The sequence below is a fragment of the Nitrobacter sp. genome, from assembly GCF_051535235.1.
GTDB lineage: Bacteria > Pseudomonadota > Alphaproteobacteria > Rhizobiales > Xanthobacteraceae > Nitrobacter.
This window is the reverse complement of record NZ_JBPPLZ010000003.1, coordinates 171,448-198,302: the sequence shown is the minus strand read 5'-3', so window position 1 is coordinate 198,302 and position 26,855 is coordinate 171,448. Positions and strand designations below refer to the sequence as shown.

The window sequence follows — 26,855 nt, the reverse complement described above, 5'->3', positions numbered from 1 at the left end:
CATACGAAACGCCAGGCGCATCACGGCGCTAATTTCATTTGTCCCAAAAGCTGGGTCGCGCTGGTGGTCGACAGCCGCCGCAACGCGTCCCGGCCGCCCGCGGCATAGGCCGCGGCCGCCCGAAGCAATTCACGCAACTGGGCCGCGGCGCCGGGATCGAACCGGCACCAGGCGCCGCCGGTCAACCGCGCGATATCGCGAAACGTCTTCTCCGCGGTCGCATCACGTCCTTCCTGGAACATGAACACGGGGACCTTCAACAATCCCAACTGGCCGGCTGTCGCGCGGAGATCGTCAGCCGATTCCTCCATCGCGTCGCCAACGAACACGACGGCCTTGATGCCCGAGGCGACCGCTTCGCTGCGCGCGTGGGAAAGAACCTTGCCGATCTGAGTATCGCCGCTCCGGCAGTCGATGGCGCTCATCAACCTTGCCAGCTTCTTGCTGTCGGATATCCAGCCGCTGGAACGGCATTCGTCGAGCCCGCGATAGTAGGTCAGGCGGATGTCGAGGCTCCCGATCGCGGCGGCTTCGCGAAACATGTCGGCCTGGAGAGCGCAGGCCATGTCCCAGGTCGGCTGCCGGCTCATGGTCGCGTCGAGCGCAAACATCAGCCTGGGCCGACTGCCCGCGGCATAGGGCGACATCTCGCGCGCCTTGGCAACGAACGCAGCGATATCGGACGCGGTCGACGGCTTTACGTCGGGCAGCGGTGCATCGCCGCCGAGCGACGTAGTCCGGCATGCGGCCGGGTCAGCAGGATACTTTGGTGGCAGCGGATCGCGGGACATCGAGACTCGCAAGAAATTAAACACACAATGTGGCGCAAACCACGGATGATTCAATACAAGCCCGTGGAGGGAATTTGACCTTTGCAGCCCATCCAGCCAACGGGTTCCGGGCGCGAAGTCAAATTCAAAACTTCATCAGCAGTTTGCGTTTGCCAGCGGTCCTTCGATTCTAACATTCGCAAGGAAAGCTCGCTGGCGATGTTCCAACCGGTGGCTTCTTCGGGCTTGCAGAAAGTCTTCTCATCCCTGTCGAGATATATGTCATATGGACATGACATATAAAGCAAAAGGTCGTACCGAACAGCAATGCCCCGCACTCCCGCTGTCGCCCGCACCCTTCCCGCGCTGCACCGCGCCCTGGAGAGTTTGCGAGCGCGCCGGGCAACCGTCGCCTTGGTGCCGACCATGGGAGCGCTTCATGACGGCCACCTGGCGCTGGTGCATCAGGCAAAACGGCGCGCTTCAAAGGTTGTCGTCTCGATTTTCGTCAATCCCGCCCAGTTTGCGCCGCACGAGGATTTCGGATCGTACCCCCGGACCTGGAAATCCGACATCGCCAGGCTCACGGAGGCGCGTGTTGATCTGGTCTGGAATCCGGACGTCGGCACGATGTACCCGCCGGGATTTGCGACCCGGCTATTGACTGAAGGACCGGCGACGGCAGGTCTTGAAGATCGTTTCCGGCCGCATTTTTTCGGCGGTGTCGCGACCGTCGTCGGCAAGCTGTTCACACAGTGCCGGCCGAACGTCGCGCTGTTCGGTCAGAAAGACTATCAGCAACTCAAGGTCGTGACGCGAATGGCCGCCGATCTCGATCTCGGCGTGAAGGTGATCGGGGTTCCGATCGTGCGCGAACGTGACGGGCTCGCGATGTCGTCGCGCAACGTCTATCTGTCGGTCGAACAGCGAGCCGTAGCGCCGATGCTCCACGGTGTCATGAAGAATGCCGCGAAGCGTTTGCGCAATGGCGACGATCTCGAAACCGTCATGGCCGACGGGGCGAGAACGATCGGTGACGCAGGCTTCGCGCTCGATTATTTCGAGGCGCGTCACGCTGAAACGCTGGCTCCGATCCGTTCGATAAAGGACGGACCGGTCCGCCTCCTGGTTGCGGCAAAGATCGGAACGACGCGCCTGATCGATAATATCGGCGTTTAGAACAGGCTGCTTGGAATCAACAACCCGTCGTGTTCAGCGCAGCTTTCGCTGCCTTACAGCAACCCCAGATCGCGCAACTCGCGCCGCAGCGGCTCGGGCATCGCGGCAACGCTCGCCGCATTGCTGCCAAGGTCGGGCGGCGCATCGGCGGCCGACAGATAGCGCCAGCCCTGAAACGGACGCATCGGACGCGGTCTGATGGCGATCACCTGCGGTTGCATGACGATGCGGCACCGGCCGATACCGTCGGAATCGCGGAACGGTTCGATCCCGATCAGTTTCTCCCGCGCTGCGATTTCACCCTTGATGACCCAGTAGAGCGAGCCGCCCGCGAGCAATTCCCCATCGCGCTTCGGCGTCATCCGGGTGATGTGGATGTGGTGACGCGGCAGTCCCTTTCGCTTGGCCTGCTTCATGCGATCAGCGATCCAGCCCCTGAGGTCCTTCACGGAGTCGCAACCGACCGCCAGTTTGACGAGATTAAGGTGCATGTCAGCAAAGCCTTCGAACAGTCCGCTATTCCTGCTGCGTGCTCGCCGTGGGCGGTTCAGGTGTCAGGCGAACCGGCGCCACCGTGTTTACCTTTGGGGCGGCCTTGGGAGCGGCCTGTTTTTTCGCAGGACGGTGCTTCGGAACAGCCTGCGCAGTCGCTGGCGGGGCTGGCGGTGACGGTGCCGCGGTCCCTGTCGGCGGTTCGGGCGTCATGATGCTGACTGGCGGGATCGATGCGGATGACGGAAACTCGGCGTTGGTCGGCTTGCCCGTCGGCTCCGACGCGAGCGCCGACGTCGGCGGCATGACGGTCTCCGGCGCATTCGCCATTTCCGCGCGCGCGTTCCAGGATGATGCGTAACGCGTCACCAGCTTCTCGTAAGTCCCCTCCTCCATGTTCGCCGCGATCTTGCTGCGATCGCTCAGTAATTGAAACGCAGCGCAGTCCGACGGCTGGCAGTGATCCCGCGTTACGAGCACATGGGCGACCAGACCATAACGATCGCGCTCGATAGCCCGCCGCAGCGCCTGCAATTCCGGCGGCATGATGCTGTCGGCGCCGGTCACCTCGCCGAACGATCTCAATCGGCTGATCTCCGATGCGGCGTAGGAGACGGCGGCAGCCGCCGCATCGGGCGTACCGAACAATGCTTTCTCGCAGGCAGTCTCAACCACATCGCCGGCAAGGCCGTCGATGCACGACAATGCCGGCATCGCCACGTTGACCGGGACGGATGGATTTCTCGGCTCGAACGCCTGACCGCCGTCAGGACCGCCGTTGCGAATGGTAACGGCGGCCGCTGCTCCGATCGCGAGCAATGCGACGACGGTGAGGACGACATTCGCCACTGACTTGTCGGCGCGAACCAGCGTCAGGAACACGAGGATCGCTGAAAATGCCGCTGCGGCCAGCGTCAGCCAGATCGGGAACCCCGACGAACCCCAGAATTGATCGAGTGATGTTACCGACGCCAAGTTCATGCGCGATTGTCCCTCATGCCGAGTACGAGCAGCATAAAACGCAATCGACGAATGCCAATGCGGATTCCCGGTTATTCACTGACCTGGGAATACGGCAGGATCAGTCCGGGGCAAGATCAGTCCGGAGTCCCCTGGTGGGGTTTTCAGGGCAAGTCCTGGTCCGGCAATACCCTGGCCGGGAAGCTTTGGTCAGGGGAGCCTCGGTCCAAGAAGCCTGGACTCATGCGTGACGGGAAGTGCTAACCGGCGGCGAGTTGACTTTCCTTCGCGACGCGCTCGAAAGCCTCGGCCGAATTCTTGATACGATACTGACAGTCGTCGCCGTCGGTGGGAAGCAAACGGATCACCTCATAGGTGCCGCTCGCAGCCGGCCTCGCCACGTTGCTCGCGGTGAAATAGACCGTTTCTCCAACGAAAAATTTATGCTTCAACGCCGTCTCCATCACTCAACGCCAACACAAACCCGCCCGCGGCTCCGCGCGCGGCCGGTCAAGATTTTGTTATGTATAGCACGCAGCCCAGACTTTTGGCCAGCCATAAACACAGGGTGGAACTGCAAATTTTGCAGGTTTTCCAGTAACGTAATGCGTTTGGAGGTTGCCGGGACCGGAACCCGCGAGTGTTGGTTGTGACTGCATCCCATAACATCGGAATTGGCAGCACCGGCCGTCGCGCCGCCATGTGCGAGACGGCGGCATTCAATCGGCCTCCAACCTCTCGATCACGCAGGTTTCGGCAAGGCCCTGCTCGGTCCACTGCTGAAACGCCGGCAGCGACATCATGGCCTCCATGTACGCCCGCATCAGTGGCGTCACGCCGATCGCATAGGTGCGGAAGCGATGCACCACCGGGCCGTACATGGCATCGGCCGCGCTGAAGGCTCCGAGCAGGAACGGCCCGCCCTTCGCAAACCGCTGACGGCAATCGGTCCAGATCGCCCGGATGCGAGCGATGTCGGCTTGCGCATTGTCGGAAAGCGCTTTCGCGCGGACCGGGCGATGCAGGTTCATCCCGCACTCGTTTCGCAGCGCCACAAAGCCTGAATGCATTTCCGCCGAGATCGAGCGCGCGTGCGCACGCTCGGCCAAGTCCGCCGGCCACAGACCCGCCTCCGGAAACCGTTCAGCGATGTATTCGATGATCGCAAGCGAATCCCACACCGTCACCTCGCCATCGATAAGGGCCGGAACCTTGCCGGAAGGACTCACATCCAGAATGCGTTTTTTGTCGGCTGCGCCGGTGTAGAGCGGAATGGACCTCTCTTCGAATGCTATGCCGTTGGCCTTGAGCGCCAGCCAGGGCCGCATCGACCATGACGAATAATTCTTGTTCCCGATCACGAGCGTCAGCGTCATCCCGGCTCACTCCATATCGGTTTCACTCGCATTGGTTTTCATTCTCGAGCCGCAGGCTGAAGCTCCCGTATCGGACACTTCCTCTTGCAGAACAATAATCGTTGCGTCATGGCATCAGCCATGACCGCACAAGATTCGCAGCCGACGCTTTCCCTCGAAGAGAGCATTCTCCAGATCCTGACGCGCGATGTCACCAGGACTCTGAGCGCGCCGGAAATCGCGCAGGCGATTGCCGCCGGATCCGACTGGCACGCTCTGCTGATGCCGATCCGGCGCGCGGCCGTGGCTTTGGCGCAATCCGGGCGCCTCGTGATCTATCGCAAAGGCAAGCCGGTCGATCCGCTGGACTTCCGCGGCGTGTACCGGTTGGGCTTGCCGCGGCAGGATTGAACTCGCCGACTAATCGGAGCGTGGCGACGGCAACAACGCATCGCTGCGCCCCGTCAGCCAATAAGCGACCAGACCGGCCCATTCATGCACGGCGGTATCGCTGGAGGCGAGGCCTGCGCTCAGCCTGTCGAACGGGGCGAAGGCATCGACCCAACCCCGCGTGCGCCAATCGACCGGATAGGCCTCGACATCGAAGCCCGCCTTGCGGAACACGCCGATCGATCGCGGCATGTGAAACGCCGACGTCACCAGAAGCCAGCGTTCGCCGGGTTTCGGCGAAACCAGCTTGCGGGTAAACCGCGCGTTCTCGTCGGTGGTGCGGGAGTCGCTTTCCAGAACGATGCGCTCGGACGATATTCCAAGAGTCTCCAGCAGCCGCCCGGCGACCGGCGCCTCGGGAACGAAGTCGGTGACCAGATTTCCAGTTCCGCCGCTGTAGACAATACGCGCCTTGGGAAACCGCCGCGCCAATTCGAGCGCCGCGATCACCCGCTCCGCGGAGCCGTTGGTCTCCACGGAGCCGCGGGCGGCAGATATCGCGGGATCGATGGCGCCGCCAAGGATGATGATGCCGTCCGGGTCGTGCCCATCGTACTGCCATGCGGGGAAGCGTTCCGACAATGTCAGCAGCAGCACATTCCCGGCCGGTGAATATCCGAACACCAACAGCGACACGATGCCCACCGTCAGCAGGCAGACGCCGGTCCGTCGCCATCTCATCACCATCAGGCACAGGCCCACGCCGCAGACGATCGCGATCGCGTTCGACGGCAGCGCGACAAATCCGATGATTTTGGAAAGCAGGAAGAACATGCGATCAGCCGGCAAGCGGAGGGGCGACATCCATGAGCGAGCGGCACGCCGAAATCAACCACCGCGGTTCATCGCGCTGTGAACTAATCCCATTTCGGAGCAAAGCCGAAGTCCGTCAACCGCCCCTTGGCGCTGCCCATCGTCGATATCCGCGCCATCTCGTCATCGCTCAGCTTGAAATCGAAAATATCGATATTCTCCGAGAGCCGTTCTATCCGCGAGGTCCGTGGGATAGCCGCCACATTTTGCTGAACCAGCCAGCGAAGGCAAACCTGTGCCGCCGTCTTGCCGTAAGCGGCCCCTATCCGGCGCAGCACGTCATCGGTCTTGATGCGTCCCTTGGCGACGGGGCTGTAGGCGACCAGCGCCATGTCGTGGCGGCGGCACGCTTCGAGCACTTTGGTCTGGTCGAGATAGGGATGATACTCCACCTGATCGCAAACCAAGGGCTCGGGGCAGAGCGCAACCGCCTCCTCGATCAATGCCACGGTAAAGTTTGACACGCCGATATGGCGCGCCATGCCGAGCCGCCTGACGTTGGCAAGCGCGCCCATGGTCTCCGACAGCGGAATGCGTGGATTGGGCCAGTGCAACAATACCAGGTCGATCTGCGCCAGACGCAATTGCGTGAGGCTTTCCTTGACGGACCGTTCGAGATCGTTAGGCGCGAAATGCGTGGTCCAGACCTTGGTGGTGACGAAAACATCGTCGCGATCGATGCCGGACGCGCGCAGGCCGTCGCCGACTTCGCGTTCGTTCTCATACATCTGCGCGGTGTCGATATGGCGATAGCCGAGCCGGAGCGCCTGCTCGACGAGACGCGCGCAGGCCCGACCGCGAAGCTCCCACGTACCAAGTCCGATGGCCGGTATGCGCGCGCCATTGGCTTCAACGTATTGCATCGCAAATCTCCTGCGGCGATGTCACCGAGGGTAAGCCGAACTTTGCGCAAACATTATGCCGCAGGAGCCGCCAGGCGCGGCCGAATGCCTAGCCGCCGGGGTGTCCGTCGAGGGCAGCGAACACCGTTTCGGGGGCGTGCGCAATGACCGCAAGAAGCGCGCGTGCCGGTCCGCGCGGCATCCGCTTGCCCTGTTCCCAGTTCCGGATGGTTTCAACGGGGACGCCCAGCCGCGCCGCGAATTCGACCTGGGTCAGCCCCGCCCGCCGACGCAGGCTTTTGACCTCGGGTTGTGCGTCCGGAGGTATTCCGGCCACCGCCGCAACGAGAGAGGCCGAAGCGGAACTCGCATTCGCGACGGATATCGAGGGCGCCAGCGGAAACTCCCGCCCATCGCGGATCTCCACGATCCGGCCGTCCGCCTTCAGTCGCAACCGCTGCATGACCACCCCACGATTCGGACGATGGTCGATGATCCGCGTTAAGGCCCGGTGAACGGTTGGAGCATGTGGTCGCCAATCAGCTATACTCAACACCGCGATACACACGTTATGAGCCGTCGTATTATGGGCACGTTGAGGATTGCGCTTCTCGTTCTTGTTGCATGGACCGTCCCGGCATGGGCCGGCGACTGCCCGCGTCCCGGAACGCTCGGTACGTCGCGCATCCTTGAGGTCGATGCCGCCAGGTATCCGCGTGTCGGCCTCAAGAGCTTTCCCCAGACGCTCCCGCTCGACGACAAGGAAGTGGTCCTCACTTTCGACGATGGTCCGGCGGCAACAACGCCGCGCATTCTGGCCGCGCTTGCGCGCGAATGCGTGCTTGCGACGTTTTTCCAGGTCGGCAGGAATTCGCAGGCGTTACCGGGCATGGTCAGAAAAGCCGCGGCGCTCGGCCATACGCTGGGGCATCACTCCTGGTCGCATCCGCACCTCAATGCGATGACCTTTCAAGCCGCCAAGGACAACATCGATCGCGGCATCACGGCGGACGAAGTTGCCCTCAACGGGAAGGCCACGACTATCCCGAGCACGCCGTTTTTTCGCTTTCCCTACTTCGAGTCCACGCCTGAACTTCTTGCAATGCTTCAAGCCCGGGGAATCGTCGTGTTCGGAGCCGACTTCTGGGCGAGCGACTGGCTGCCGATGACCCCGCAGGAGGAATTGAAACTGGTTACCGGACGGCTCAAGGCTGCGCGGAAAGGCATCATCCTGTTTCACGACATTCGCGCGCAAACCGCTGCCATGCTGCCCGATTTCCTCAAATACATGCGGGTCAACGGCTACCGTGTGGTGCACGTCGTTCCCAAGCCCAAAGGCGCCGACAAGCATGCGTCCGCCGATGAACAGCCCGACCTCTTGCGCTAGATCACGATGATTTTGGCCCAAATCGATCAAAAACCGGGGATGATCGATTTCTGAAGCGGGATGCGAGCCGGAAAACGCCACACGCTTTTCCTCATTCCGTTCCAGCCGACAAGTTAAGGCGGCATTCATAGCCCGGCGGGTAGTTTCGAGGCCGAATTGGCGGCGCGAAGGTCTCTCGAATGGCAAAGACATTGAACCGGACTTGGCTGAAGCCGCAGCGGATTTTTTGCGCCGGTCTTCTCGCCGCCGCCCTGGAACTCGCGGCAGGTCCCGTTTTGGCCGGCGATTGCCCCGGCAATCCTGATGCGCTCGGAACCTCGCGGACGCTGGTCGTGGACCCGCGCGAACACCCGCGTGTCGGCGGCATGCAATACCCCGAAACGTTGCCTCTCAAAGATCACGAGGTGGTGCTGACCTTCGATGACGGTCCGCTGCCACCGCACAGCCTCCAGGTGCTCGATATCCTGGCGCGGGAATGCGTGAAGGCGACCTTCTTTACCATCGGCAGCATGGCGCACGCCTATCCGCAAGACCTGCGCCGCGTGCTGGCCGCGGGTCATTCCATCGGCACCCATTCGCAAACCCATCCGCTCAGCATGAACCGGATGCCGATCGAACGGGCACGAAAGGAAATCGACGACGGTATCGCTTCCGCGACTGCGGCATTGGGCGATCCTGCGGCTGTGGCACCTTTCATGCGCATTCCCGGTCTGCTGCGGGCGAAGGACGTCGAGGATTACCTCGCATCGAAAGGCATTCAGGTCTGGAGCGCCGATTTTCCGGCGGACGACTGGCGGCACATATCGGCCGATCGCGTCTACCAGCTCGCGATCAGCCGGATCGAGGCCAAGGGCAAAGGCATCCTGCTGTTGCATGACATCCAGGCGCGGACGGTCGCCGCGCTGCCAAGGATTCTCCGCACGCTGAAGGAGCGCGGCTACCGCATCGTCCACGTGGTGCCCGCCACGCCCGATCGGCCGAAGACGCCGACATCGCCGCAGGACTGGCAGACACATCCGACGTCTGACGCGGTCGCTTCGGCACATTGGCCAAAGGTACCGCGGTTCAGCTTCGCGCACGCCGGCACGCTGCCCGCTCCCGCGATTTCGGATTCCGACTTGCGCGACGGCAAGCTGTTTCTTTTGCCGGAGGCATTCAGCGGTTCGCGCCGTTTCGTGCGAGGCGCCGTGCCGGTGCCGGAGGAGTCGCCGTGGCCGCGCCAGTCGGCGGTGGTCGAAGGCCCCGCCACCGACACATTTCCTGTGCCGGCCCAGAATATATTTGCAATCCCGGAAAAGTCCGTTGCGCCGTTAAAGGCCATGGTTTCGCTGCCGCATCACGCCAAACCAACCCTCCGCGCAAGCCGTCACGTCGAGGAGGATGACAACGTGCAATCGATTTCCAGCGACGCCAGTGCCGCGAAGCGCTCCATCCCCGGAAGCCTGCCGGTGCTGCGACCCGGTTTTCACTGATCGCCTTCCCTCCGAAGGAAACGCCCACTCTTATTGCAGTCCTGCAAGCCCCCATTGAACCTGAAGCATCTTGATTAATTCTGGTCGCGCGTCGCGCGGAGCCGGACAATGTCCTCGGCTTCCATTTGCGCCATGTCCAGCAGGAAGCCGAGGGTATCCAGCCCGTGACGCCGGGCGATCAGTCCGAGATCGGCCACCGTCGCCGCCAGATAGCGCGCTGCCTCCTCCGGACCACCGTCGCCGGCGGGTTCGCCCGCGTGGTCGCGGGATTCTCGGTTCCGGTTTGGACGTCCCCTCATCCCGGACACTCCTCTCACCATGAGCCCCCATCATGACCAAGTGGAAGCTGTATTTCGGCTTCGCCACCCTCCATGCGTTCACAACTATAAGTAATGATATGAAAAAAATACAACCATAATGACAGGACAGACTCCCGCCCTTTCACACAAGTCTATTTGACTTAAGGGCGCGCTGCACCCATGTTCGCCGCGAAACAGCCGGGGCGCTCCTGATGGAGCCAGCTTCGAGTTTTCACGTAAACTATTGGAATAACATGAATATCGTCATTGTCGAGTCGCCTGCCAAGGCCAAGACGATCAACAAGTATCTCGGCGCGTCATATGAGGTTCTGGCCTCGTTCGGCCATGTCCGCGACCTCCCCGCCAAGAATGGATCGGTCGATCCGGACGCCAATTTCCAGATGATCTGGGAGGTCGATCCGAAGGCGGTCAGCCGACTCAATGACATCGCCAAATCGCTCAAGGGCGCTGACAAGCTGATCCTCGCCACCGACCCCGATCGCGAGGGCGAGGCGATCTCCTGGCATGTGCTGGAAGTACTGAAGCAGAAGCGCGCGCTGAAGGACCAGAAGATCGAGCGCGTCGTCTTCAATGCCATCACCAAGCAGGCCGTCACCGACGCGATGAAGAATCCGCGCCAGATCGACGGCGCGCTGGTTGACGCCTACATGGCGCGCCGCGCGCTCGACTATCTGGTCGGCTTCACGCTCTCCCCGGTGCTGTGGCGCAAGCTGCCCGGCGCGCGCTCGGCCGGCCGGGTGCAGTCGGTCGCTCTGCGGCTGGTCTGCGACCGCGAGCTCGAGATCGAGAAATTCGTGCCCCGCGAATACTGGTCGCTGATCGCGACGCTGGCGACGCCACGCGGCGAAACCTTCGAAGCGCGCCTCGTCGGCGCCGACGGCAAGAAAATCCAGCGGCTCGACATCGGCAGCGGTGCCGAAGCCGAGGATTTCAGGAAGGCGATCGAGGCCGCCAATTTCACCGTCTCCACCGTCGAGGCCAAGCCGGCGCGCCGCAATCCGCATGCGCCGTTCACCACCTCGACGCTGCAGCAGGAGGCGAGCCGCAAGCTCGGCTTCGCACCGGCGCATACGATGCGGATCGCGCAACGGCTCTATGAAGGCATCGACATCGGCGGCGAGACCACCGGCCTCATTACTTACATGCGAACCGACGGCGTGCAGATCGATCCGTCGGCGATCACGCAGGCGCGCAAGGTGATCGGCGAGGATTACGGCAACGCCTACGTGCCGGACGCGCCGCGCCAGTATCAGACCAAGGCCAAGAACGCGCAGGAAGCCCATGAGGCGATCCGCCCGACCGATCTGTCGCGCCGTCCTGCCGACATGAAGCGGCGTCTCGATTCCGATCAGGCGAGACTCTATGAGCTGATCTGGACCCGCACCATCGCCAGCCAGATGGAATCGGCGGAGCTGGAGCGCACGACCGTCGACATCGCGGCAAAGGCCGGTGCGCGCATGCTGGAACTGCGCGCCAGTGGTCAGGTCATCAAGTTCGATGGCTTCCTGGCGCTTTATCAGGAAGGCCGCGACGACGAGGAAGACGACGACAGCCGCCGCCTTCCCGCCATGAGCGAAGGCGAAGCGTTGAGGCGCGAAAACCTCAGCGTCACCCAGCATTTCACCGAGCCGCCGCCGCGCTTCTCCGAAGCCTCGCTGGTCAAGCGCATGGAGGAACTCGGCATCGGCCGACCCTCCACCTATGCCTCGATCCTGCAGGTGCTCAAGGATCGCGGTTACGTCAAGCTCGAGAAGAAGCGGCTCTACGGCGAGGACAAGGGCCGTGTCGTCGTCGCGTTCCTAGAAAACTTCTTCGCGCGCTATGTCGAATACGACTTCACCGCCAACCTCGAGGAGCAGCTCGATCGCATCTCCAACAACGAGGTGTCGTGGCAGCAGGTCCTGAAGGATTTCTGGGACGACTTCATCGGCGTGGTCAATGACATCAAGGACGTTCGCGTTTCCGAAGTGCTCGACGTGCTCGACAACATGCTCGGGCCGCACATCTATGCGCCGCGCGAGGATGGCGGCGACCCGCGCCAGTGCCCGACCTGCGGCACCGGGAAGCTAAACCTCAAGGCCGGAAAATTCGGCGCATTCGTCGGCTGCTCCAATTACCCGGAGTGCCGCTACACCCGACCGCTGGCCGCTGACGGCGATGCGGGCGGCGATCGCGTTCTCGGCAAGGATCCACAGAGCGGTCTCGACGTGACGGTGAAGTCCGGCCGCTTCGGGCCTTACATCCAACTCGGTGAGCCTAACGATTACGGCGAAGGCGAAAAGCCGAAACGCGCGGGCATTCCGAAAAACACCTCGCCCGCCGATATGGAACTGGATCTGGCCGTGAAGCTCCTGTCGCTGCCGCGCGAAGTCGGCAAGCATCCGGAGACCGGCGAGCCCATCACCGCTGGCATCGGCCGCTTCGGCCCCTTCGTTCGGCATGAAAAAACCTATGCGAGTCTTGAAGCCGGCGACGAGGTGTTCGACATCGGCCTCAACCGCGCGGTGACGCTGATCGCAGAAAAAATCGCGAAGGGGCCAAGCCGGCGCTTTGGCGCCGATCCCGGCAAGCCGCTCGGCGACCATCCGACGCTCGGCGCCGTGGCGGTCAAGAGCGGGCGATACGGCACCTATGTCACCGCGGGCGGCGTCAACGCCACCATTCCGAGCGACAAGACGCCGGATACCATCACCCTCCCCGAAGCCATCGCGCTGATCGACGAACGCGCAGCCAAGGGCGGCGGCAAGACCAAACGCATGGCGAAGAAGGCCAAGTCCGCCAAAACTGAAAAGACCGCCGAGGGGGATGCGACGGCGACGAAGCCGGCCAAGAAGGCAGCCAAGAAGGCGGCCGCAAAACCGGCCTCCGCCAAGCCGAAGTCCGACGCGGTGAGCAAGGCGCGAGGCCCTGTCGCGGCGGCCAAACCACCCGCCACGACCGCGAAGGCGCCTGCCAAGAAGAGTGCTGGCAACGGCTAAAGTGAACAAACCGCGCGACAGGCGTTTCCCGGACCGCGAGACCATCGTCGCCTTCATCCGCACGCATCCCGGACAAACCGGCACACGCGAGATCGCCCGCGCGTTCGGCTTGAAAAACGCGGATCGCATCGAACTGAAGAAAATCCTGCGCGATCTCGCGGACGATGGCACGATCGTCAAGCGAGGCCGCAAGCTGCGTCAGGCGGAAACGCTGCCGCCGACGCTGATGGCCGATATCACCGGCCGCGACAGCGACGGCGAACTGCTGGCGACGCCGACCGAGTGGGACGAGGAAGCAGGCCCCCCGCCGAAAATCCGCATTCACGTGCCGCGCCGCGCGAAGCCCGGCACCGCGGCGGGCATCGGCGACCGCGCGCTGCTGCGCATTGAGGCGACGGAGCCCGACGACGCCACGCCTTATCGCGCCCGCGTCATCAAGGTCATCGAGCATACCCGCTCGCGCATCCTCGGCATCTACCGCGTCCTGCCGCAGGGCGGCGGTCGCCTGGTGCCGGTCGACAAGAAGCAGGCCGGCCGTGAATTGAACATCGCGAAGGCCGACAGCGCCGGTGCGGAGGACGGCGATCTCGTCAGCGTCGAACTTGTACGCACCCGCGACTTCGGTCCTGCGTCAGGCAAGGTGAAGGAGCGGCTCGGCTCGCTCGCGACCGAAAAAGCCGTCAGCCTGATCGCGATCCACGCGCATGACATTCCGCAAGTCTTTGCGCCGGCCGCCTTGCGCGAAGCGGAGACTGCGAAGCCCGCGACCCTTCACGGCCGCGAAGACTGGCGCGCGCTACCGCTCGTGACCATCGATCCGCCAGATGCCAAGGATCACGACGATGCGGTTCATGCCGCGCCCGACGAGGATCCGAACAACAAGGGCGGCGCTGTCGTCACTGTGGCCATCGCCGACGTCGCCTATTACGTGCGGCCTGAATCGGCGCTGGATCATGACGCGCTAAAGCGCGGCAATTCGGTCTATTTCCCCGATCGCGTGGTGCCGATGCTGCCGGAGCGCATCTCCAACGATCTCTGCTCGCTGGTGCCGGGGCAGGCGCGCGGGGCTCTCGCCGTACGGCTGGTGATCGGCTCCGACGGCAGCAAGCGCTCGCACACATTCCATCGCATCCTGATGCGCTCGGCCGCGAAGCTGAATTACGCGCAGGCGCAGGCCGCGATCGACGGCAACCCCGACGACGTCACCGGCCCCCTGCTCGCGCCGATCCTGAAGCCGCTTTATGCGGCCTACGCGCTGGTGAAACGCGCGCGCGATGAGCGCGATCCCCTCGATCTCGAACTGCCGGAGCGCAAGATCCTGCTGAACCAGGACGGTACGGTTGACCGCGTTATCGTGCCGGAGCGGCTCGACGCGCACCGGCTTATCGAGGAATTCATGATCCTCGCCAACGTCGCCGCCGCCGAAACGCTGGAGAAGAAAGACCTGCCGCTGATCTATCGCGTCCATGACGAGCCGACGGTGGAGAAAGTTCACAACCTTCGCGAATTCCTGAGGACGCTGGACATATCGTTTGCCAAGAGCGGCGCGCTGAGACCCGAACTGTTCAATCGCGTGCTCGATCACGTCAGGGGCCACGACTCCGAATCGCTGGTGAACGAGGTCGTGCTTCGCTCGCAGGCGCAGGCCGAATATTCCGCCGAGAACTACGGCCACTTCGGCCTCAACCTGCGCCGCTACGCGCATTTCACCTCCCCGATCAGGCGATACGCGGACCTGATCGTGCACCGCGCCCTGATCCGGGCGCTCGGTCTCGGCGAAGGCGCCTTGCCTGCGACCGAGACTGCCGAGACGCTGGCGGAGGTCGCCGCGCAGATTTCCGTCACCGAGCGCCGCGCCATGAAGGCGGAACGCGAGACCTCCGACCGCCTGATCGCGCATTTTCTCGCCGACCGCATCGGAAATATCTTCGAGGGCCGGATTTCAGGGGTGACCCGCGCAGGGCTGTTCGTGAAGCTGACCGATAGCGGCGCCGACGGGCTGATCCCGATCAGGACCCTGGGTACGGAATATTTCAACTACGACGAGAGCCGCTATGCGCTGGTCGGCTCGCGGAGCGGTTCCATGCACAAGCTGGGTGACGTGGTGGAGGTTCGTCTGGTAGAAGCTGTACCCTTGGCAGGTGCTCTCCGTTTTGAACTCCTGTCCGGAGGACATTCCGGGTCACGCGATTCTCGCCAGCGCGAGGCACGAAACAGGAAGGGGACGCGCGGTTCGCAAAGCGCGCGACATCCCAAAATCCATTCGAAGGCTCATCCGGGCCGCAAACCGCGCAAGACATCGCGCAAGCCGGGCAAGAGCAAGACCGGCAAACCGAAGAAGGGCAAATCATGACTGCGCCTCGGCCCGATACCGCGACCACCAAAGTCTGGACCCGCGAATCCGCGATTGGCGAGAAGCGCAACGCCTGGGCCGCGGTGAGACGCGGCCTTTTCTGCCGCTGCCCGAGATGCGGCGAAGGCAAGCTCTTTCGCTCTTTCCTGAAAACCGCTGACAAGTGTTCCGAATGCGGACTGGATTTTACGCCGCACCGCGCCGATGACCTTCCGGCCTACCTCGTCATCGTCGTCGTCGGCCACATCGTGGTGCCGATGGCCCTGATGATCGAGAAGGAGTTCGCACCGCCGCTCATGCTGCAGTGGGCGATCTATCTGCCGATGACGCTGCTCCTGGCGCTATGGCTGATTCAGCCGATCAAGGGCGGGGTTGTCGGTCTCCAGTGGGCTCTCCGCATGCATGGTTTTGACGAGAATTTCGTCGACGACCACGTTTGATCCGGCAGTTCGGCCGGATCATCGAGTCGTCCGTTCCGACATGCGCGAGACCGGAGCACCTGCCCAACAAGCAAGTGGTCCGATTCTGACATTCGCATAGCAAATATAGGTTTCCAGTGGAGTTCTGGATTTGACGTTCGCATCACGAACCCGTGGGGAGTTGGGTAGCGAACGTCAAATCCACGCCACGAGCCGTCACCCCTATCGCCGGCCGAAGGACGCCGCCACGCTGATCCTGATCGACCGCGGCACGGCCACACCGAGGGTGCTGCTCGGCAAGCGCCATGACAATGTGGTCTTCATGCCGGGCAAGTTCGTCTTCCCCGGCGGCAGCGTCGAAAAGACCGACAACAGGGTGCCTGTCGCCGCGCCGATCCCGAAAGAACTCGAAGCCAACCTGCTCAAGGGCAGTCCGAAAATTCAATCGTCGCGCGCCCGCTCGCTTGCACTCGCCGCGATCCGCGAGGTTTGCGAGGAAACTGGGCTTTGCCTCGGTCGCAAGACCGCGGACGCCCCCGCAAGACTGACCGGAGCGTGGCAACCGTTCAGCGACGCCGGACTGCTGCCGGATCCCTCAAACCTCTACCTGATCGCGCGCGCCATCACCCCGCCCGGTTGCGTGCGCCGTTTCGATACCCGCTTCTTCAGCGCGGATGCGTCCGCCATCGCCCATCGCGTCGAGGGCGTGGTCCACGCCGACGCCGAACTGGTCGAACTTGTCTGGGTCGAGATGGATGCAAAACCTATCGCCGGCCTTCATTCCATCACCCGAAGCGTGCTCGGCGAACTCGAAAGACGTCTTGCCGCCGGTCCGCTGCGTCACGATGCCGACGTGCCGTTCTTCCATTTCTGCGGCGGCAGGATGCAACGGGATATTTTGCCGGGCACGGCTTGAATCATCATTTCCGCGATGCCGCCGGCGCGCGACCGCTCCTTGCGGCGGCCAGCCGGGAAAATGGTCATTTTGCGGGAAACAACCCGATTTCAAGCCGTCGACAGCCTCGAAATCCTTGACTTTGGGCGTTTCGCGGCTAGTTTGCCGGCCAACGCGGGCCTGACGCCGGGCCGGCTTTTTCGAATTCCCGACATCGAAGGATTGCACATGGCCAAGGCGGTCACCATCAAGGTCAAGCTGGTTTCCAGCGCCGACACCGGCTTCTACTACGTCGCCAAGAAGAACTCGCGCACCATGACCGACAAGATGGTCAAGAAAAAGTACGATCCGGTGGCGCGCAAGCACGTCGAATTCCGCGAGGCCAAGATCAAGTGAACATCAAGTAGCGGCGCTTCGTCGGCGGTGAATCGAACGGAGCCTTGTGGCCCCGTTTTATTTTGCCAGAACCTTTTATTTTGCGAGAGACCTGCGGCGGCGTCACGCCGCCTCCGCGACGACGCGGTTTCGGCCGTCGTGCTTGGCGCGATAGAGCGCGACGTCGGCCCGCTTGAGAACGTCCGCGACGGGCTCGCCCTTGCGCTCCAGGATCGACAGTCCGATCGAGATCGTCACCTCGATCCGCTTCGCACCGTTGTGAACGGCGAACGGTTCGCCGGCGATCGAGCGTCGCAGCCGCTCGGCCACGATGCCGGCGACTTTCAGGTCGGTTTCCGGCATCACGATTACGAACTCCTCGCCGCCATAGCGGCAGGCGAGATCGATGCCACGAATGGATTTGCGGACCCGCACCGCGAATTCGCGCAGAACATCGTCGCCAGCGTCGTGGCCATAGTTGTCGTTGATCGACTTGAAGAAGTCGATGTCGAGCATCATCAGCGCCAGCGGCTTGCCGCGCATCGCGGCCTGCTCGGCCAGAGTGACCAGATGGCTTTCCATGTAACGGCGGTTGTGCAAGCCGGTCAGCCCGTCGGTCACCGCCATTTCGATCGAGTTCTGCACGTTGTCGCGCAGGTGATCGGTATAACGGCGGCGGCGGATCTGGGTGCGGGCGCGAGCGAGCAACTCGTTCTTGTCGACCGGCCGCAGCAGATAATCGTTGACGCCGATCTCGAGACCACGAAGCAATCGCGCATTGCTGTTGGCGTCGGCGATGGCAAGGATCGGAACGTGCCGCGTGCGCTCCAGTGAGCGTGCCTGGCTGCACAACCGCAAGCCGTCGAAGTTTTCCAACCCGAGCGACACGATGAGAAGATCGTAATTGTTTTCGGCGGCGTGAAACAGCGCCTCGGACGGATCGGTTTCGACATCGACGGTATGTTCGGTGCTCAACACCGCCGCCAGCCGCTCGTACGACGAGGCGCGGTCGTCCACCAGCAGGATGCGACCGCCCTTCCCGGCATCGGCAACCGCATCGCGCTCCGGCGCCTGCATGCCGATTTCGAGCGACGTCGCCGCGCGCAAGCGCAACTCGTCGGTCATCATTTTCAGGCGCGTCAGCGAGCGCACGCGCGCGATCAGCACCACATCCGGCGCCGGCTTGGTCAGGAAGTCATCTGCGCCAGCCTCGAGGCCGCGCACACGATCGGAGGGGCTGTCCAGCGCCGTGATCATCACCACGGGAACGAAATGGGTCGCCGGGCTGGTCTTCAGCCGGCGGCAGACCTCAAAGCCGTCCATGTCCGGCATCATCACGTCGAGCAGGACGATATCGCACTTCGCGCGCGCGCAGATCTCAAGCGCCTGCGCGCCGCTTGAGGCCGTCACGACGTCGAAGTACTCGGCCGACAAGCGTGCTTCCAGCAGTTTGACGTTGGCGGGAATATCGTCGACGACCAAAACACGCGCGGACACCGCTGTCTCCTCAACCCACGAACCGTCGAACGGTCTCGATGAACTTGCCGACAGAAATCGGCTTGGACAAATAGGCTTCGCAACCGCCCTCGCGGATGCGCTCTTCGTCGCCCTTCATCGCGAATGCCGTCACCGCCACCACCGGAATCGCACGCAGTTCGGGATCGTCCTTGATCCAGCGCGTGACATCGAGGCCGGAGACCTGCGGCAACTGAATATCCATGAGAACGAGGTCGGGGCGAAGCCTGCGGACCAGATCAAGCGCCTCGAAGCCATTGCTGGTCCCAGACGTCTGGTAACCGTGAGCCTCCAACAGATCGCGGAAGAGCTTCATGTTGAGCTCGTTGTCTTCCACGATCAGGACCGTCTTGGCCACCCTGACCTCCAGTCGATACACCCACCCACCTTGGTGAGCGAAACATGCACAAGCATCGCAAAACTTGTCCGCAAACTGGATTTAGATTTGCACTAGAATTCGCTCCAAAGCCGTTAAGGCGAATGCCCGTCTTTTTGCGAGCGGATTAGCACTTGCTTGAACACGTTTCCCGGACTCGGGCATGATGGTCCCAAAGTAGAAGCGATATATTACGGAAAGGCAAACACCCGCGATGACAAAGCGTGTGCATAATCCGCGCGAAGTAGCTGAAATGGTGGCGATTCAGGCGCTTTCTTTTATCGCGGAGGACGGTGAACGGCTTGGCCGGTTCCTGTCGGAAACCGGGATCGGCCCGGAAACCCTGCGCGCTTCCGCCTCCGATCCTCACTTTCTTACCGGCGTGCTCGATTTCGTGCTGCGGGACGACGCCACCGTCAGCGCTTTTTCGGAATCCTCCGGACATCATCCGACCACCATCGCCGCCGCCAGGATGGCGCTCGGCGATTCTCTTCCGGAGCGCGAGACCCCGTGACCGAGGGGCCGCCGGACGGTCCATTGTGCTTCTGCCGGGATTGCTTCGGCGACCTCGACTTTTCGGCGATCCGTTGCAGCGCATGCGGCTCGCCCCGGCTGGTGCGCCACCCTACGCTGCCGGCACTGGCGCTCGCCCATATCGATTGCGACGCATTCTACGCCACGGTCGAGAAGCACGACAATCCGGCGCTGGCGGACAAACCTGTCATCATCGGCGGCGGCAGGCGCGGCGTGGTGTTGACCGCCTGCTACATCGCCCGGACGTACGGCGTGCGGTCCGCCATGCCGATGTTCAAGGCCCTCGCGCTCTGTCCCTCGGCCGTCGTCGTTCCGCCGGACATGGCGAAATATGTCCGGCTAGGCCGCGAAGTACGTCACACCATGCAGGCGCTGACGCCGCTGGTGGAGCCGCTGTCGATCGACGAGGCCTTCCTCGATCTCGGCGGCACCCAGCGCGTCCACGGCATGATACCCGCCAAGGTGCTCGCAATGTTTGCGGGCGACGTCGAACGCAACATCGGCATCACAGTGTCGATCGGACTGTCCAGCAACAAGTTTCTTGCCAAGATCGCCTCGGATCTCGACAAGCCGCGAGGTTTCGCGGTGCTGGGCCAGGACGAGGCGCGCATCATGCTTGCGGACAAGCCGGTCGGATTCATTTTCGGCGTTGGCCCGGCCACCCAGGAACGGCTGTCGCAGCGCGGCTTTTGTACCATCGGCGATCTGCAGCGCGCCGACGAGATCGACATGATGAAGCAATTTCCGACCGAGGGCCGCCGATTGTGGCGGCTGGCGCGCGGCATCGACGACCGGCGGGTGATCGCGGACCGCGGCGCCAAGACCATCTCCAGCGAGACAACGTTCGAAACCGACATCCGCGATTTCGCCACGCTCGAACGAATCCTCTGGCGGCTGTCGGAGAAAGTATCGTCGCGGCTCAAGACAAGCGGACTGGCGGGATCGACGATCACGCTGAAGCTCAAGACCGCCGACTTCCGGCCACGGACCCGTTCGCAATCGGTCTCCATTCCGACCCAACTCGCGTCGAAGATATTCGCGACCTGCCGCGAAATGCTAGCAAAGGAAATCGACGGCACCGCCTTCCGCCTGATGGGAGCGGGCGTCAGCGCGCTGCGGCCGGGGTCGCGGGCCGATGACATCGATATGCTGGATCGCCGCTCGGCTCATGCCGAGCGGGCGATGGACGATCTGCGCAGAAAGTACGGAAGCACGGCCGTCATCCGGGGCATAGCCTACGACGGTCCCGAGAAACCGCGTCAATAGAAGCGCGCAGATCGTTGGCTAGATTTGCTTTTTCCGCCGACGTTACTTGCAGGGTTTGGCTTTCCTGACGTCGCTGACGTCGAATTTGCCCAAAGTCCCGGAAATCACGAAGTCGTTGTAGTCGAGCACCAGAGCCCGCGACACACCGTCCTCGAACAGCTCGAACGACATCGCATAGACCGGCGTTTGTTCGCCGCTGTTGGTTTTGGCGTCGCGATCGTAGTAGCTGACGGTGACGGGCCACCGGGTCAGCTTCTTCATCTGATCGTTGGTGGTGGACGGATCGGGCGTCGATCCGGGTTTGTCGCCGTGAATCGGTTTGCCGATAACCGAAAGCGTGTTGTAGACCTTCTCGCCGTTGTCGGACCCGTCATACACGGTCAACTCGAGCAGAGATTTGCCCTCCTTCGCGGCCGCGATGATGCGCTGGATCTGTTCGGTCGGAAACACGACCTTGCCGTCGACCGTGAACGTCTTGGCCACCGGTTGCGTCAGCTTCACGGTAATCTTGTCGCCGGTCCGTTCGGCGAGGCCGTCAACCTCGCTCTGATCGCTGTCGTTCATGCGGGTCACGATCTTGAACCGGTAGCTCTTGCCCTCCGCATCCTCCCAACTCGTGGATTGCAGGTCGCTGAGCGTGCTCCGTCCTTCCCCGCCGTCCATTTCCGAGACCTGCCTGAAATCAGATGTGTAGCCCTCGCAGGCATTTCCCGAAAACTTGTACAGGATTCGTCCGCGTGCGCTGTCCAGCGACGTGCCGCCGCGCGACTTCAGAAGGCTCAGATCGTACAGCGCCTGATGGGGTAGAAACGAAGTCCCGGCCGCGGCGTGGGCTGTGCTTCCAGGTAGCGGCGAACACAGCGCTGCTACGACCAACGTCAGAGAGCCGGACCAGAAACGGAAGGTAAAGCAATCGAAACGGACGCGCATATCACCTCTCGATGTGGCCGAATCCGAGCATTATCGCCGCCCTATTGCGTCGCAACTAGGGCGGCGTGGCAGCACACCGCGATTTGATGGCCGGCTTGACCGTCGGTCGAACCGTGCCCGCTTTCCGCAAACCGGCCTCGCTCCGCCATCACTTGCATGTGACATGACGATGCGAGATAGAACCCTGAGCCGAGTTTTCAGGCGTAACAACATCAGCGGGGGCCGACATGGCAGGAACGATCGAGCAGAAGCTGGCGGCGCAAGGCATCACCCTGCATGATCCGGCATCGCCTGTGGCGAATTATGTCGGTTTCGTCCGCACCGGCAATCTGCTGTTCGTATCCGGACAGCTCTGCTTCAATCCGGAAGGCGCGTTGATCGCCAGGGGCAAGCTCGGCGCCGGCGTCAGCGTCGAACAGGGCAGCACCGCGGCGCGCGGCTGCGCACTCAACCTGCTGGCGCAGGTCAAGGCCGCGCTCGGCGACCTCGACAAGGTGGTCCGCGTCGTCAGGCTGGGCGGCTTTATCAACTCCGCTCCCGATTTCCTCGACGGCCCCAAGGTGATGAACGGCGCATCCGATCTGATGGTTGAGGCGTTCGGCGACAAAGGCCGCCATTCCCGTTCGACCGTGGGCGTTGCATCCCTTCCCGCCGATGCGGCGGTCGAAGTGGAAGGTCTGTTCGAAGTCGCCTGACGCCGATGCGCGCACCCGACTGGTTGACGGCACGCCCGGTCGCCCACCGCGGCCTGCATGACGAGGCCCGTGGCATCGTCGAAAATATGCCGGCGGCGGCCCGTGCGGCGATGGCCGGAAACTTCAGCATCGAACTCGATATCCAGCTCACCGCCGACGGCGAGGCCATGGTTCATCATGACGACGAACTCGGACGCCTGACCGAAGGTTCGGGATCCCTGCGGACCAGGACCGCCGCCGAACTCAGGCAGATCGTCTTCAGGAACACGTCCGAACGGATGATGTCGCTCGCGGACCTCTGCGCGCTGGTCGCCGGCCGCGTGCCGCTGGTGATCGAGGTGAAAAGTCATTTCGACGGTGACCGCCGGCTGGTCCGGCGCATGGCTGACGTGCTGTCATCCTATGACGGACCGGCGGCCGGCATGTCATTCGACCCGGATCAGGTGCTGGCTCTGCGCGAACTGATGCCGGCGCGTCCCCGCGGCATCGTAGCCCAGCGGAGCTATAGTGCAGCCGAATGGCCCGACGCGACGCCGGATCAGCGCGCGACAATGACAGATCTGCATCATGCCTTCCGCACCCGGCCGCATTTTGTCGCTTACTGGGTGAATGAACTTCCGGCGTTAGCCCCATGGATTGCAAGAAACATCTTCCGATGCCCCCTGCTGACATGGACGGTGCGCACGCCGGAACAACGCGCCCGAGCCGCCAGATACGCCGATCAGATGATCTTCGAGGGTTTCCATCCGGAGGTCTAGCGCCATCCCGCTCCCGACGGAATCAGAGCCGGGCTCCAGCTTCTTGTTTTGACGCGTTTTCTTTATGCGAACCGGTATCCACTTCGCTCGAAAACGCTATAACCCCCACTCCCTTGACGGCCCCGGCGCCGTGCCCAATCTCGTGGTTCAATGAAACCGCCACATAGCGGACATCTCTACATGCAATGGCTGATCGCAGGCTCAAATCCTCGATGACGTCATCCGACATATCGCTCGAAGCTATCGACTCGGTCGGCCAGATTCCGGCCGCGGATTGGGACGCCTGCGCCAATCCTGTAGTCGAGCACCACGAATCGCCGGCGTCGGGAGATGAAGCTCCTGCGCGTTCGATTTTCAGCTCAAATGAGACATACAACCCTTTTGTCTCACATGCCTTTTTCACCGCGCTCGAAGCATCACATTCGGCTTGCGCGCGCACCGGATGGAAACCGTGCCACCTGATCGCGCGCCGCGACGGAACGGTCGTCGGCGTCGTGCCGTGCTATCTGAAGTCGCACTCGCAGGGTGAGTATGTCTTCGATCACGGCTGGGCGGACGCCTATGAAAGGGCCGGCGGGCGCTATTATCCCAAGCTCCTGGCCTCGGTTCCGTTCACGCCTGCCACCGGTCCGCGGCTTTTGGTTCGCGCCGGCTGCGACGAGACGCGCGTCCCCGCCGCGCTGGCCGGCGGCCTCATCGGCCTCTGCGATGCGACGCGGGCTTCGTCGGCTCACGTCACCTTCGCCCGCGAGGAGGAATGGGCGTTTCTCGCAGGAAATGGATTCCTCCAGCGCACCGACCAGCAGTTTCACTGGCGCAACGAAGGCTATTCGAGCTTCGAGGACTTTCTCGCCAGCCTCAATTCGCGGCATCGCAAGGCGATCCGCCGCGAACGACGCGATGCGCTCGCCAACGGCATCACCATCCATGTCCTCACCGGCAGCGATCTCACGGAAGAAGCCTGGGACGCCTTCTTCCGGTTCTACATGGAGACGGGATCGCGCAAGTGGGGCCGGCCCTACCTGACGCGCCCCTTCTATTCCATGATCGGCGAGAGCATGAGCCGGGACATCGCGTTGATCATGGCCCGGCGCAATGGCCGCTGGATCGCCGGCGCCATCAACTTCATCGGTTCGGACACGCTGTTCGGACGGCACTGGGGCGCGATCGAACATCACCCCTTCCTGCATTTCGAGGTCTGCTATTATCAGGCGATCGAATTCGCGATCCGTCATCGCCTGAAAACGGTGGAGGCCGGCGCGCAGGGCGAGCACAAGATCGCGCGCGGATATCTGCCGCAAACCACCTACTCCGCGCATTATATTGCCGACCCGGCCCTGCGCCGCGCGGTAGGCGATTATCTCAAGCGCGAACGTCAATACGTCGCGGAAGCTGGCCGCGAACTGACCGAGGCCGGGCCGTTTCGCAAGGCGGGTAATGGCGGAGTCTCCTGATGCCTCAGAGGCTCGGGACGTCGTCGTGTATGAAGCGAGACGATGTTCAGTCCAATCGTCATGGCCGGGCATGAAGCCGGGCGTGACGGGTTGCTGATTCCGCCGGAAACATGCGCTGGCAGAAAATCACCCGGTTTCGAAATCTCCGTCCTGCGGCGGCGCAATCGGCGTGAACTGGCAACGGTTCGGCTTGATGTCGATGAGCGGCGTGTCGTCGATACAATCCAGTCCGCGCACCAGAACGGTCGATCCCTCGATGCCGACCAGCTTGACCAGCGAGGTCCCCAGCGGATTGGGCCGCACCGGGGACCGCAGCGAAAACGTGCCGTGCGTCTCGCCGCTGCTCTTGGGGGCCTGCAGCACGATGTCGCGACGCGACAGGTGCAGCCAGTAGATGACTTCGATGCTCGTATAACGTTCGAGCCCCTGCAGCGCGGGCTTCCAGGGATCGAAAATTTCGAGCCGACAAACCGGCCCGTCTTCGCGCCCCTGACGCGGGGTCTTCAGGCGGGACGTCCAGGGCGTGCGAATTCTGCCGATGAACACCAGCCCGGCGTCGGTCGCAGGCGGCAGTTCGACGACAACCTCGCCCTCTCGCACCTCATATTCACGCACCATGGCCGGATCTCCTTGCGTCCTGATATCACGATACGAACCGTTATTCATCGCCGAGCATAACCGGACCTAACCTCTCACGCGCCTATTTCGCAGCACGAGACAGGCGCCACCAGCGTGCCTGATCCGGTTGCAGAGACCATCGGCTTCCGCGCGCGTATCGGCCCCTACCCTGACCTGATAAAACGTCCGGGTGCCGCGGCTACGCAACACCGAGCCCAGCAGGCTCGGATCGCGGTCGCCGATCACGGAGCCGAGGTGCCGGATGGCCCGTGCGTACATGGCCATGGCGCGGACCCGGCTGAAGCCCGCAGCGAGCTGCACGCCCCAAGGCTTGTCCGCACCGAGCTTCACACGCTCTTCAAGCCCCGCAACAAAAGGATTGGGCGCGCGCTTCAGCATCGCCATCAACTCGCGGCAACTCGACGATGCCGGCGCGCGATCCGGCGGCTTGCCGCCCTTGCCCGCGTCAGCCCAGTCCTCGATCGGCGATCCCGTGATCGCGATAACGTAGTTTCGCGTCTCGGCCGGCATCGACCCCTTGCCGTCGAGCCAGTCCTGCACGCGGCGCGGTCCGGCATTATAGGCCGCGGCGGCCAATCCCAGATTGCCGAATTGCCCGCGCAACTCGTTCAGATACTCGGCCGATTTCGGCAACGCCTGCACCGGGTCGAACGGGTCGAGCAGCCGCCGCTCGCTTGCCGTTCCCGGCATGAACTGCGCTATGCCCTGCGCGTGCTCGCCGCTGCGGGTCAGCGGACCAACGGCATCGGTCTGGAATCGGCTCTCCTGCCAGATCACGCGCGCAAAGAATTCCAGCGGCAGATTCTCGGCCCTGGCCGCCGACTCCACCATCAGGCAGATCGCTTCGCGCGTGTCTTGATCGGCCTTCGCTGCAGGTTCCGGATCGGGTGCGGTCTCCGCGCCAACCTGCGCAAAGACGACGCGCGGCATCAGCAGCATCAAGGCGAATGCGCATCGCAAGAGAATGGGCGGGCATGACACCCCGCCGATTTTCTTCCGCGACGGCGACGAACCGAGATTCATCCCGCTAGCATAACAGGCTTCCTGACAAGCCTGATATATCCCCCTCCGGTCTTGAGGAGGGATCGCCGTGAATTCTGGGAACCGACATTCGCTGCACGGCTGCAGCGAATGTCGAAAACGCGCCTCTTAGCGCTTCGAGAACTGGAACGAGCGGCGGGCTTTCGCCTTGCCGTACTTCTTGCGCTCGACCACGCGCGAGTCGCGGGTCAGGAAGCCGCCCTTCTTGAGGACGCCGCGCAATTCGGGCTCGAAATTCGTCAGCGCCTTGGACAGGCCGTGACGGACGGCACCCGCCTGGCCGGACAGGCCGCCGCCGGCAACGGTGCAAATCACGTCGTATTGCCCGGCCCGCGCCGCGGCGACGAGCGGCTGCTGGATCATCATGCGCAGCACCGGACGCGCAAAGTAGACCTCGACCTCGCGGGCGTTGACCAGGATCTTGCCGGCACCCGGCTTGATCCAGACGCGGGCAACCGCGTCCTTGCGCTTGCCGGTGGCATAGGCGCGGCCGTGCTTGTCGATTTTCTTGGCGTACTGCGGCGCTTCCGGATTAGCCGACTTCAACGCGGACAACTGGTCGAGAGACTGCATGGTATCGGACATCG

29 protein-coding genes are annotated in these 26,855 nt (G+C 62.9%); 14 read left to right on the top strand and 15 right to left on the bottom strand.

Translation table 11 applies throughout. The features are described 5' to 3' along the window. Nucleotides 1-20: 20 nt before the first annotated feature. Nucleotides 21-791: a VWA domain-containing protein gene (locus tag ACS3WA_RS05580; RefSeq protein WP_438277556.1), complete on the bottom strand. Its 771-nt coding sequence runs from the start codon at nucleotides 789-791 to the stop codon at nucleotides 21-23. 306 nt (nucleotides 792-1,097) lie between these two features. On the opposite strand from ACS3WA_RS05580, the gene panC reads away from it, so the two are divergent. Continuing rightward, nucleotides 1,098-1,949, top strand: a complete 852-nt coding sequence (panC, locus tag ACS3WA_RS05575) for a pantoate--beta-alanine ligase (RefSeq protein ID WP_438277555.1) — start codon at nucleotides 1,098-1,100, stop codon at nucleotides 1,947-1,949. 53 nt (nucleotides 1,950-2,002) lie between these two features. Here the strand turns inward: panC and ACS3WA_RS05570 are convergent, their stop codons facing one another. The 4 genes from ACS3WA_RS05570 to ACS3WA_RS05555 all read right to left on the bottom strand — a co-directional run bounded on the left by ACS3WA_RS05570 (nucleotide 2,003) and on the right by ACS3WA_RS05555 (nucleotide 4,777). Continuing rightward, nucleotides 2,003-2,440 (bottom strand): DUF1489 family protein, encoded by a 438-nt coding sequence (locus ACS3WA_RS05570; RefSeq protein WP_438277554.1) that lies wholly within the window; start codon nucleotides 2,438-2,440, stop codon nucleotides 2,003-2,005. Between the two features lie 25 nt (nucleotides 2,441-2,465). Beyond that, on the bottom strand, nucleotides 2,466-3,422 hold the full coding sequence (locus ACS3WA_RS05565; protein WP_438277553.1) for a hypothetical protein: 957 nt from the start codon (nucleotides 3,420-3,422) through the stop codon (nucleotides 2,466-2,468). A gap of 239 nt (nucleotides 3,423-3,661) precedes the next feature. After that, a complete protein-coding gene (locus tag ACS3WA_RS05560; protein WP_438275175.1) occupies nucleotides 3,662-3,865 on the bottom strand; it encodes a hypothetical protein in 204 nt (67 codons plus the stop codon). A 255-nt stretch (nucleotides 3,866-4,120) separates the two neighbouring features. Then, complete coding sequence (locus tag ACS3WA_RS05555; protein ID WP_438277552.1) at nucleotides 4,121-4,777, bottom strand: glutathione S-transferase family protein; 657 nt, start codon at nucleotides 4,775-4,777, stop codon at nucleotides 4,121-4,123. Nucleotides 4,778-4,897: 120 nt separating this feature from the next. Between ACS3WA_RS05555 and ACS3WA_RS05550 the strand changes: the two genes are divergently transcribed. Next, nucleotides 4,898-5,167 (top strand): DUF3253 domain-containing protein, encoded by a 270-nt coding sequence (locus ACS3WA_RS05550; RefSeq protein ID WP_438277551.1) that lies wholly within the window; start codon nucleotides 4,898-4,900, stop codon nucleotides 5,165-5,167. A 9-nt stretch (nucleotides 5,168-5,176) separates the two neighbouring features. Here the strand turns inward: ACS3WA_RS05550 and ACS3WA_RS05545 are convergent, their stop codons facing one another. The 3 genes from ACS3WA_RS05545 to ACS3WA_RS05535 all read right to left on the bottom strand — a co-directional run bounded on the left by ACS3WA_RS05545 (nucleotide 5,177) and on the right by ACS3WA_RS05535 (nucleotide 7,324). Further along, on the bottom strand, nucleotides 5,177-5,980 hold the full coding sequence (locus tag ACS3WA_RS05545; RefSeq protein WP_438277550.1) for a YdcF family protein: 804 nt from the start codon (nucleotides 5,978-5,980) through the stop codon (nucleotides 5,177-5,179). 83 nt (nucleotides 5,981-6,063) lie between these two features. Further along, the gene (locus ACS3WA_RS05540) at nucleotides 6,064-6,882 is read right to left on the bottom strand and encodes an aldo/keto reductase (protein ID WP_438277549.1); all 819 of its coding nucleotides are present in this window, start codon (nucleotides 6,880-6,882) and stop codon (nucleotides 6,064-6,066) included. An 88-nt stretch (nucleotides 6,883-6,970) separates the two neighbouring features. Then, complete coding sequence (locus tag ACS3WA_RS05535; RefSeq protein WP_438277548.1) at nucleotides 6,971-7,324, bottom strand: helix-turn-helix domain-containing protein; 354 nt, start codon at nucleotides 7,322-7,324, stop codon at nucleotides 6,971-6,973. Between the two features lie 108 nt (nucleotides 7,325-7,432). On the opposite strand from ACS3WA_RS05535, the gene ACS3WA_RS05530 reads away from it, so the two are divergent. Next, nucleotides 7,433-8,248: a polysaccharide deacetylase family protein gene (locus ACS3WA_RS05530; RefSeq protein ID WP_438277547.1), complete on the top strand. Its 816-nt coding sequence runs from the start codon at nucleotides 7,433-7,435 to the stop codon at nucleotides 8,246-8,248. Between the two features lie 179 nt (nucleotides 8,249-8,427). Continuing rightward, nucleotides 8,428-9,720, top strand: a complete 1,293-nt coding sequence (locus ACS3WA_RS05525; RefSeq protein ID WP_438277546.1) for a polysaccharide deacetylase family protein — start codon at nucleotides 8,428-8,430, stop codon at nucleotides 9,718-9,720. A gap of 74 nt (nucleotides 9,721-9,794) precedes the next feature. Here the strand turns inward: ACS3WA_RS05525 and ACS3WA_RS05520 are convergent, their stop codons facing one another. Beyond that, nucleotides 9,795-10,019: a hypothetical protein gene (locus ACS3WA_RS05520; RefSeq protein ID WP_438277545.1), complete on the bottom strand. Its 225-nt coding sequence runs from the start codon at nucleotides 10,017-10,019 to the stop codon at nucleotides 9,795-9,797. Between the two features lie 254 nt (nucleotides 10,020-10,273). Here ACS3WA_RS05520 and topA point away from each other — a divergent pair, with 254 nt between their 5' ends. The 5 genes from topA (at nucleotide 10,274) to rpmG (ending at nucleotide 17,081) form a co-directional block, all read left to right on the top strand. Beyond that, entirely contained in the window at nucleotides 10,274-13,018 is a 2,745-nt protein-coding gene (gene topA, locus ACS3WA_RS05515; RefSeq protein WP_438277544.1) for a type I DNA topoisomerase, read from the top strand. Beyond that, complete coding sequence (rnr, locus tag ACS3WA_RS05510; RefSeq protein ID WP_438277704.1) at nucleotides 12,948-15,371, top strand: ribonuclease R; 2,424 nt, start codon at nucleotides 12,948-12,950, stop codon at nucleotides 15,369-15,371. The genes topA and rnr overlap by 71 nt, the downstream gene beginning before the upstream one ends. Continuing rightward, complete coding sequence (locus ACS3WA_RS05505) at nucleotides 15,368-15,811, top strand: DUF983 domain-containing protein (RefSeq protein WP_438277543.1); 444 nt, start codon at nucleotides 15,368-15,370, stop codon at nucleotides 15,809-15,811. The genes rnr and ACS3WA_RS05505 overlap by 4 nt, the downstream gene beginning before the upstream one ends. A gap of 160 nt (nucleotides 15,812-15,971) precedes the next feature. Continuing rightward, a complete protein-coding gene (locus tag ACS3WA_RS05500) occupies nucleotides 15,972-16,706 on the top strand; it encodes an NUDIX hydrolase (protein ID WP_438277542.1) in 735 nt (244 codons plus the stop codon). Nucleotides 16,707-16,913: 207 nt separating this feature from the next. Continuing rightward, nucleotides 16,914-17,081 (top strand): 50S ribosomal protein L33, encoded by a 168-nt coding sequence (rpmG, locus tag ACS3WA_RS05495; protein ID WP_006611239.1) that lies wholly within the window; start codon nucleotides 16,914-16,916, stop codon nucleotides 17,079-17,081. Nucleotides 17,082-17,183: 102 nt separating this feature from the next. Here the strand turns inward: rpmG and ACS3WA_RS05490 are convergent, their stop codons facing one another. Together ACS3WA_RS05490 and ACS3WA_RS05485 are read right to left on the bottom strand one after the other, a co-directional pair. Further along, on the bottom strand, nucleotides 17,184-18,557 hold the full coding sequence (locus ACS3WA_RS05490; protein ID WP_438277541.1) for a PleD family two-component system response regulator: 1,374 nt from the start codon (nucleotides 18,555-18,557) through the stop codon (nucleotides 17,184-17,186). 10 nt (nucleotides 18,558-18,567) lie between these two features. Then, nucleotides 18,568-18,933, bottom strand: coding sequence for a response regulator (locus ACS3WA_RS05485; RefSeq protein WP_292620096.1), 366 nt, complete (start codon nucleotides 18,931-18,933; stop codon nucleotides 18,568-18,570). Between the two features lie 232 nt (nucleotides 18,934-19,165). Here ACS3WA_RS05485 and ACS3WA_RS05480 point away from each other — a divergent pair, with 232 nt between their 5' ends. Both ACS3WA_RS05480 and ACS3WA_RS05475 read left to right on the top strand, forming a co-directional pair. After that, nucleotides 19,166-19,465, top strand: coding sequence for a DUF3572 domain-containing protein (locus ACS3WA_RS05480; RefSeq protein WP_438277540.1), 300 nt, complete (start codon nucleotides 19,166-19,168; stop codon nucleotides 19,463-19,465). Beyond that, complete coding sequence (locus ACS3WA_RS05475; protein WP_438277539.1) at nucleotides 19,462-20,751, top strand: DNA polymerase IV; 1,290 nt, start codon at nucleotides 19,462-19,464, stop codon at nucleotides 20,749-20,751. Before ACS3WA_RS05480 ends, ACS3WA_RS05475 begins: the two co-directional genes overlap by 4 nt. Nucleotides 20,752-20,793: 42 nt before the next feature. Here ACS3WA_RS05475 and ACS3WA_RS05470 read toward each other — a convergent pair whose 3' ends face one another. Beyond that, on the bottom strand, nucleotides 20,794-21,681 hold the full coding sequence (locus ACS3WA_RS05470) for a cell envelope integrity EipB family protein (RefSeq protein WP_438277538.1): 888 nt from the start codon (nucleotides 21,679-21,681) through the stop codon (nucleotides 20,794-20,796). Between the two features lie 227 nt (nucleotides 21,682-21,908). Here ACS3WA_RS05470 and ACS3WA_RS05465 point away from each other — a divergent pair, with 227 nt between their 5' ends. From ACS3WA_RS05465 to ACS3WA_RS05455, 3 genes are all read left to right on the top strand, one after another. After that, nucleotides 21,909-22,376, top strand: coding sequence for a RidA family protein (locus ACS3WA_RS05465; protein ID WP_438277537.1), 468 nt, complete (start codon nucleotides 21,909-21,911; stop codon nucleotides 22,374-22,376). 5 nt (nucleotides 22,377-22,381) lie between these two features. Continuing rightward, nucleotides 22,382-23,134 (top strand): glycerophosphodiester phosphodiesterase family protein, encoded by a 753-nt coding sequence (locus tag ACS3WA_RS05460; RefSeq protein ID WP_438277536.1) that lies wholly within the window; start codon nucleotides 22,382-22,384, stop codon nucleotides 23,132-23,134. A 185-nt stretch (nucleotides 23,135-23,319) separates the two neighbouring features. Beyond that, the gene (locus ACS3WA_RS05455) at nucleotides 23,320-24,588 is read left to right on the top strand and encodes a GNAT family N-acetyltransferase (RefSeq protein ID WP_438277535.1); all 1,269 of its coding nucleotides are present in this window, start codon (nucleotides 23,320-23,322) and stop codon (nucleotides 24,586-24,588) included. A gap of 126 nt (nucleotides 24,589-24,714) precedes the next feature. Here ACS3WA_RS05455 and tsaA read toward each other — a convergent pair whose 3' ends face one another. From tsaA to rpsI, 3 genes are all read right to left on the bottom strand, one after another. Continuing rightward, nucleotides 24,715-25,206 (bottom strand): tRNA (N6-threonylcarbamoyladenosine(37)-N6)-methyltransferase TrmO, encoded by a 492-nt coding sequence (tsaA, locus tag ACS3WA_RS05450; protein WP_438277534.1) that lies wholly within the window; start codon nucleotides 25,204-25,206, stop codon nucleotides 24,715-24,717. Between the two features lie 66 nt (nucleotides 25,207-25,272). Then, nucleotides 25,273-26,157, bottom strand: a complete 885-nt coding sequence (locus ACS3WA_RS05445; protein WP_438277533.1) for a lytic transglycosylase domain-containing protein — start codon at nucleotides 26,155-26,157, stop codon at nucleotides 25,273-25,275. A gap of 219 nt (nucleotides 26,158-26,376) precedes the next feature. After that, nucleotides 26,377-26,853, bottom strand: a complete 477-nt coding sequence (gene rpsI / locus ACS3WA_RS05440) for a 30S ribosomal protein S9 (protein WP_438277532.1) — start codon at nucleotides 26,851-26,853, stop codon at nucleotides 26,377-26,379. Nucleotides 26,854-26,855: the final 2 nt, after the last annotated feature.

Bases quoted from the DNA above. Each gene is read 5' to 3' on its own strand.
- ACS3WA_RS05480 (WP_438277540.1), top strand. From the start codon at position 19,166: ATGACAAAGCGTGTGCATAATCCGCGCGAAGTAGCTGAAATGGTGGCG.
- ACS3WA_RS05580 (WP_438277556.1), bottom strand. From the start codon at position 791: ATGTCCCGCGATCCGCTGCCACCAAAGTATCCTGCTGACCCGGCCGCA.
- rpsI (WP_438277532.1), bottom strand. From the start codon at position 26,853: ATGTCCGATACCATGCAGTCTCTCGACCAGTTGTCCGCGTTGAAGTCG.
- tsaA (WP_438277534.1), bottom strand. From the start codon at position 25,206: ATGGTGCGTGAATATGAGGTGCGAGAGGGCGAGGTTGTCGTCGAACTG.
- ACS3WA_RS05560 (WP_438275175.1), bottom strand. From the start codon at position 3,865: ATGGAGACGGCGTTGAAGCATAAATTTTTCGTTGGAGAAACGGTCTAT.
- ACS3WA_RS05520 (WP_438277545.1), bottom strand. From the start codon at position 10,019: ATGAGGGGACGTCCAAACCGGAACCGAGAATCCCGCGACCACGCGGGC.
- ACS3WA_RS05555 (WP_438277552.1), bottom strand. From the start codon at position 4,777: ATGACGCTGACGCTCGTGATCGGGAACAAGAATTATTCGTCATGGTCG.
- ACS3WA_RS05470 (WP_438277538.1), bottom strand. From the start codon at position 21,681: ATGCGCGTCCGTTTCGATTGCTTTACCTTCCGTTTCTGGTCCGGCTCT.
- ACS3WA_RS05445 (WP_438277533.1), bottom strand. From the start codon at position 26,157: ATGCCGCGCGTCGTCTTTGCGCAGGTTGGCGCGGAGACCGCACCCGAT.
- ACS3WA_RS05550 (WP_438277551.1), top strand. From the start codon at position 4,898: ATGACCGCACAAGATTCGCAGCCGACGCTTTCCCTCGAAGAGAGCATT.
- rpmG (WP_006611239.1), top strand. From the start codon at position 16,914: ATGGCCAAGGCGGTCACCATCAAGGTCAAGCTGGTTTCCAGCGCCGAC.
- ACS3WA_RS05460 (WP_438277536.1), top strand. From the start codon at position 22,382: ATGCGCGCACCCGACTGGTTGACGGCACGCCCGGTCGCCCACCGCGGC.
- ACS3WA_RS05540 (WP_438277549.1), bottom strand. From the start codon at position 6,882: ATGCAATACGTTGAAGCCAATGGCGCGCGCATACCGGCCATCGGACTT.
- ACS3WA_RS05525 (WP_438277546.1), top strand. From the start codon at position 8,428: ATGGCAAAGACATTGAACCGGACTTGGCTGAAGCCGCAGCGGATTTTT.
- ACS3WA_RS05530 (WP_438277547.1), top strand. From the start codon at position 7,433: ATGAGCCGTCGTATTATGGGCACGTTGAGGATTGCGCTTCTCGTTCTT.
- ACS3WA_RS05570 (WP_438277554.1), bottom strand. From the start codon at position 2,440: ATGCACCTTAATCTCGTCAAACTGGCGGTCGGTTGCGACTCCGTGAAG.
- ACS3WA_RS05505 (WP_438277543.1), top strand. From the start codon at position 15,368: ATGACTGCGCCTCGGCCCGATACCGCGACCACCAAAGTCTGGACCCGC.
- ACS3WA_RS05465 (WP_438277537.1), top strand. From the start codon at position 21,909: ATGGCAGGAACGATCGAGCAGAAGCTGGCGGCGCAAGGCATCACCCTG.
- topA (WP_438277544.1), top strand. From the start codon at position 10,274: ATGAATATCGTCATTGTCGAGTCGCCTGCCAAGGCCAAGACGATCAAC.
- ACS3WA_RS05535 (WP_438277548.1), bottom strand. From the start codon at position 7,324: ATGCAGCGGTTGCGACTGAAGGCGGACGGCCGGATCGTGGAGATCCGC.
- panC (WP_438277555.1), top strand. From the start codon at position 1,098: ATGCCCCGCACTCCCGCTGTCGCCCGCACCCTTCCCGCGCTGCACCGC.
- ACS3WA_RS05455 (WP_438277535.1), top strand. From the start codon at position 23,320: ATGGCTGATCGCAGGCTCAAATCCTCGATGACGTCATCCGACATATCG.
- ACS3WA_RS05545 (WP_438277550.1), bottom strand. From the start codon at position 5,980: ATGTTCTTCCTGCTTTCCAAAATCATCGGATTTGTCGCGCTGCCGTCG.
- ACS3WA_RS05565 (WP_438277553.1), bottom strand. From the start codon at position 3,422: ATGAACTTGGCGTCGGTAACATCACTCGATCAATTCTGGGGTTCGTCG.